Origin of the sequence: Microcystis viridis FACHB-1342 (genome assembly GCF_014698335.1) — a bacterium.
GTDB classification, from domain to species: domain Bacteria; phylum Cyanobacteriota; class Cyanobacteriia; order Cyanobacteriales; family Microcystaceae; genus Microcystis; species Microcystis ichthyoblabe_A.
The window spans coordinates 1-5,042 of sequence record NZ_JACJSV010000121.1 but is presented as its reverse complement, the minus strand read 5'-3'; the positions used below and the strand labels follow the sequence as shown (position 1 = coordinate 5,042).

Here is a 5,042-nt window from a genome sequence, read left to right as displayed (position 1 = left end):
CCGTTGGGGGCGTGGCGCCGCCCCCAAACCCCCCGCGCATTAGTTTTTCGGTGGGATGCTTACACGCAGCCGCTGACTCATCTGTAATAATTTAGGAGTCACTGATAATTGCTGATTGTCGGTATTTCTACAAATGTGAGATGCACCCAATCAGTAATCAGTAAACAGTAATCAATAATCAGTGAAAAGACAGCAGCAAACTGGCATTTGATGAGGCTCACTTAATACATACTGCTCATTCAAAACTTAAAACTCAAATCTTATAACTGATAACTGATAACTGATAACTGATAACTGATTCAATTAACCAAATTTAATCATTTCTCGTCCTACCATCACCGGTAATTCCCCTTTTAAAATCGGAATCAATGTCTCGCGAATTCTGTCCGCATCGGGGGGGCATCCCGGCATAAAAATATCGATGGGAATGACTTGATGGACCGGCAGCACTTGATCTAATAATTCGGGAACGATACCGGGTTCTTCTGGTAGTTGAGGGGTGTTATCTCCTAACTCTAAATAAGCCCTTTTTAGCACGGGATCGGCAGTTCCTAACATATTCCGCATAGCGGGAACATTAGCAGTTACAGCGCAATCACCAAAAGAAACAACGGTTTTGGTATTTTGACGGACTAGATGAATTAGTTCTAAATTATCCTGATTAGCGATCGCTCCTTCCACTAAACAGACATCGACATTTTCCGGATAGGTTTTCAGATCGCAGCCGACGGGACTATACACCACGTCAACTTTTTCGGCTAATTCTAACAGCCATTCGTCCAAATCGAGGAAGGACATATGGCATCCCGAACAACCGGCTAACCAGACAGTAGCGAAGCGAATTTTACTCATAATTTTAATTCCTTGGTTGGTATTGTTGGCTGAGTTACAATTTCGTCAAAAGGATCAAACACAAAGAAATTCTCTTTTAAGCTATTTTTGCCTCCAGGATAAACTCTTGCATTTTTTCCTCAAAGAAAGGGGTTAAATCTAGATTTTTCCAGTCTTTAAGTAGCTCAAAAATAATCGCCTCCGATGCAAAATTTCCCGTATAGGAAATAAAAGAAAAAGGACGTTTGCCGAAATTGAGCAAACAGCTTAAAATCGTGCAATGGTCTTTTACTCCAAAACCAAGAGAACAGGTTTGATCTCGATCTTTTACTCGCCAATTATCAGCACTTTTGGCATAAATATCTAGGGCAACTAAAGCGGAATCCACCTCTCTAGAATATTTAATTAAGAGCGAATACAAAACCCTAGGCTCTTGACTGACATCAGACAAAATTTCAATTATCCGACAAGGAATACTAGAAAATTGCGCCGTCAAATTGGAGAGAGACTGACACATTTCTAGAGCTTGCAGAAATTGCGATTCGGGTGATGTGGTCATAATTATCTTGTTTGCTGAATTGAATCGGACCAAGGATATTGTTTTTGTGCCAGTAAATGCGCTTGTTGCTGCGAAAAACCTCGATTAATCACTAAGTCAGATTCATAGATTTCATGATTGAGAAACATCCGATCAAGATTATTCCCTTGAGCGCCAGCGAGTCTTCGCCAAGCTGCTACCATTAAACCTTCGGGAAAAAATTGATATCGAGACACTCCCGATCCAAAAGCGTAATCCTTGGCGCGTCGGATATCGATTTCCGAGATTTCGTATTGGGCAGCAATCCCTAGGATATCTTGATTATTACCCATAATCTGATCATAGTCCTCCCTTACCTTGGCGGTTAATTTCTGCTCGTAGATATCTAAATGCGCCCATCGATCACTATCACCCTCCATCGATTAGTTTAACGCGTCCATTGGTGTTCAGTCCTAGCATTAACTAAAAATTCCAACTTCGATCGATCCTCCTCTTTTTCAGAAACGGCGGAACCCTTGCGGAATATTGCCCCGGTTGGACAAGCGGCAACACATTTGCCGCAGGAAGTACAGGCAGAAACGCTGCCCCAAGGCTGATCCATTCCCGCAATAATTTTATCTTTTTCGCCGCGATAGGCCAGATCCCAAACGTGCGCCCCTTCAATTTCATCACAGACTCGCACACAACGGGTACAGAGAACACAACGATTATGATCGATACCAAAAAGATGATGAGAAATATCCACTTCTCGCTTGGGAAAACGGTAGGGAAAACGACTATGATCCATACCCACTTCGATGGCTAAATCTTGCAATTCACAGTTACCATTAGCCACACAAACCGCACAAACGTGATTACCTTCAGCGAATAATAATTCCACTGTCATGCGGCGATATTCTTTCAGTTTTGGGGTATCGGTATGGACCACCATTCCTTCCGCCACTTCCGTTACACAGGCAGGTAATAATTTATTAATACCTTCAATTTCTACCAAACATAAGCGACAGGCAGCTACTTCGGAAACTCCGTCCAGATGACAGAGGGCAGGAATTTTTATTCCTACCTGACTAGCGGCTGCGAGAACTCGCGAACCTGCTTCGATCGCTACATCTTTACCATCAATGCTTAAAGTGATTACGGACATAAAAATTATTCTCCTTGAGGATAATATCCCTCTCCTTCCCATAGGCCACAATTTGTGGCCAAGGGTGGGATTTTTACAGAAAGTTTTAACCTAGACAAGCGGCTAAGTCTTTTGCGGGGGTAGTAATTGGCTGCAGGTGATAGGTATCGGCGAGGAATTTCAGGACGTTGGGGGAGATAAATGCCGGTAAAGTTGGTCCCAGACGGATATTTTGCATCCCTAGATGTAGCAGGGTGAGCAGTACAGCGATCGCTTTTTGTTCGTACCAAGAGATAATTAGGGAGAGGGGAATCTCATTGACGCTAACGTTAAAAGCGTTGGCTAATCCTAGGGCGATTTTGATGGCACTATAGGCATCGTTACATTGTCCTACGTCCATTAGCCGGGGTAATCCTTCGATGCTACCTAATTGTTTGTCAAAAAAGCGGAATTTTCCACAGGCAAGGGTTAAAACGATGCAATCTTCGGGAACTTGTTCCACAAATTCGGTGTAGTAATTGCGATCAGGTTTTGCGCCATCGCAGCCGCCAACTAGGAAGAAGTGACGGATTTTACCCTGTTTAAGGGCATTAACCACCGTATCAGCGACACTAAGAACGGTATTGTGGGCAAATCCTACCATTACCTGCCGAGGTTCGCTTATTTCAGTAAATCCGGGCAATGACTGCGCTTTAGCAATCACGGGACTAAAATCGATCGCACCGTCCACTGTTTCTAAGCGGTTAATATGGGCATAACCCACAGGTCCGAGGGTAAAGAGTTTACTTTCATAGTTTTCGTGGGGGGGCATGAGACAATTAGTAGTTAAAACTATTGCCCCCGGAAACTTAGCAAATTCTTTAGTTTGATTTTGCCAGGCGGTGCCATAATGACCGTAGAGATGGGGATATTTTTCTTTGAGTTTTGGATAACCGTGGGCGGGTAATAATTCTCCGTGGGTATAGACTGTTATCCCAGTATTGGCAGTTTGTGCCAGTAAAGCCGCTAATTGTTTAATATCATGGCCGGAGACTAAAATGGCTTTACCTAGACGCGGATTTAAGGGAACATTTGTCGGTATGGGATGACCGTAGGTTTCGGTATGACCTTGATCTAATAATTCCATGGCCCGCAGGTTTGCGTCCCCAACTTTTAGACAGATTGCCACCCAATCATTCAGGTTTAAATCTCCCCGGTCAATCGCCGCTAAAGTCTCTTGGATAACCTGATAAACTGAGTCATCTTCTTGACCTAATTCCTGAGCGTGGAAAGTATAGGAAGCAAGACCTTTAACTCCGTAGATAGCGGTTAACTTTAGGGAAAAAATATCGAGGTCTTGTACTTTTTCAATTAGTTCTAAGGATACTTCTTGACCTTGACTGACTAAGCTCTCATTAAAATTAGGCTGATAGTTAGCAAGTGCAGACCAGTCCACCGATCCCAATTGTGCTTTTAAATTTTCCCGAATCTCTAAACAACGCTGAATATAATCGGTAAAACGTCTTTGATCGAAGTTCACATTGGTCATGGTGGCGAAAAGCGACTCGCAGGTAAAAATATCGGCTTCGCGAGTAGATATTGCCGCTTCTTTGGCTTTTAAAACCACCGATGCTAATCCCCGCAGACAATAAACTAATAAGTCTTGAACGGCGTTGACTTCGGGACTTTTTCCACAGGCTCCCCACTGATGACAACCATTACCACTAGCGGTTTGTTCGCATTGTTCACAAAACATAAGTTTTCTCTCTTTTTTCAGTGGATTGACAGATTGTTGCGATTTTTTTCTACTAAATTTAATTCTGCTTTTTTGAAAGTTAGTTATCGGCCCTCACCCGGCAGGAATTGTGGATTTTACGACTGGAAAGCTTGTCTTGACAGCCTCTACTCTCTGAACTATGTTTTTATTCTCTCACTTTTTTTGCCGGTTGGGTTCTGATTTTAGATTTCCTCAAGAATTACTGATTAAACAATTATTTAGTTGTCTTATTAAATTAAGTATTTTTGGTGATTTTTATGATATAATGAGCGAGATTTTCGATTTTTAGCTGGGTGGTTGCCAGTGTCATAGCAATCGGTCTCCTGATTAGGATAGAAAGTTGGGACTTAAGAGTTATTATCGCCTAACTGTGATGATAGGATTGCTTTCGACATAGATAGTTATCTCTTTTGTTATTTACTTAACTTAGCAATGATTGAAACCGCTCATCTCCCCGAATCTGCTCGAAATCTTTATCTGTTTTTGCCAGATACTGATATTTGACATCAAGACTGATGAACGATTTATTTTATTAGTGGTATTCCGATATCTTTGCAGATTTTATTAGCGAGAATATCCCTAATTTCCGTATGTCTTGGAATCGCAGATCTTTTATTTAGGGTTTGCTGAATAAATCTAAAAACCTTGTTGGATAAGGCTTTTAGACTTTTTTTCCCTGAAAAAGTGCCTACCATTGGAGTGATTGGGGGGAAAATTTAGGGATTTTTTCCCTGAAAATTAGGTAATTGACCACCTGAAAATGGGTAAAACCCCACACCCCACACCCCACACCC

General features: G+C 42.1%; 6 protein-coding genes. All 6 read right to left on the bottom strand.

The annotated features are described in order from the left end of the window. Nucleotides 1-303 precede the first annotated feature (303 nt). The 6 genes from H6G40_RS22395 to H6G40_RS24245 all read right to left on the bottom strand — a co-directional run bounded on the left by H6G40_RS22395 (nucleotide 304) and on the right by H6G40_RS24245 (nucleotide 4,765). Nucleotides 304-852, bottom strand: coding sequence for an NADH-quinone oxidoreductase subunit B family protein (locus H6G40_RS22395; RefSeq protein WP_002733074.1), 549 nt, complete (start codon nucleotides 850-852; stop codon nucleotides 304-306). A gap of 76 nt (nucleotides 853-928) precedes the next feature. Further along, complete coding sequence (locus H6G40_RS22390) at nucleotides 929-1,390, bottom strand: hypothetical protein (protein WP_069475225.1); 462 nt, start codon at nucleotides 1,388-1,390, stop codon at nucleotides 929-931. A gap of 2 nt (nucleotides 1,391-1,392) precedes the next feature. Further along, nucleotides 1,393-1,788, bottom strand: coding sequence for a hypothetical protein (locus tag H6G40_RS22385; RefSeq protein ID WP_002731876.1), 396 nt, complete (start codon nucleotides 1,786-1,788; stop codon nucleotides 1,393-1,395). Between the two features lie 8 nt (nucleotides 1,789-1,796). After that, nucleotides 1,797-2,513, bottom strand: a complete 717-nt coding sequence (gene hoxU, locus H6G40_RS22380) for a bidirectional hydrogenase complex protein HoxU (RefSeq protein WP_002734546.1) — start codon at nucleotides 2,511-2,513, stop codon at nucleotides 1,797-1,799. A gap of 85 nt (nucleotides 2,514-2,598) precedes the next feature. Further along, complete coding sequence (hcp, locus tag H6G40_RS22375; RefSeq protein WP_069475224.1) at nucleotides 2,599-4,227, bottom strand: hydroxylamine reductase; 1,629 nt, start codon at nucleotides 4,225-4,227, stop codon at nucleotides 2,599-2,601. A 442-nt stretch (nucleotides 4,228-4,669) separates the two neighbouring features. Beyond that, the gene (locus H6G40_RS24245; RefSeq protein WP_409888327.1) at nucleotides 4,670-4,765 is read right to left on the bottom strand and encodes a TPR end-of-group domain-containing protein; all 96 of its coding nucleotides are present in this window, start codon (nucleotides 4,763-4,765) and stop codon (nucleotides 4,670-4,672) included. Nucleotides 4,766-5,042 lie beyond the last annotated feature (277 nt).

Coding starts and splice junctions, on each gene's coding strand:
- H6G40_RS22395 (WP_002733074.1), bottom strand. CDS start 852: ATGAGTAAAATTCGCTTCGCTACTGTCTGGTTAGCCGGTTGTTCGGGA.
- H6G40_RS22390 (WP_069475225.1), bottom strand. CDS start 1,390: ATGACCACATCACCCGAATCGCAATTTCTGCAAGCTCTAGAAATGTGT.
- H6G40_RS22385 (WP_002731876.1), bottom strand. CDS start 1,788: ATGGAGGGTGATAGTGATCGATGGGCGCATTTAGATATCTACGAGCAG.
- hoxU (WP_002734546.1), bottom strand. CDS start 2,513: ATGTCCGTAATCACTTTAAGCATTGATGGTAAAGATGTAGCGATCGAA.
- hcp (WP_069475224.1), bottom strand. CDS start 4,227: ATGTTTTGTGAACAATGCGAACAAACCGCTAGTGGTAATGGTTGTCAT.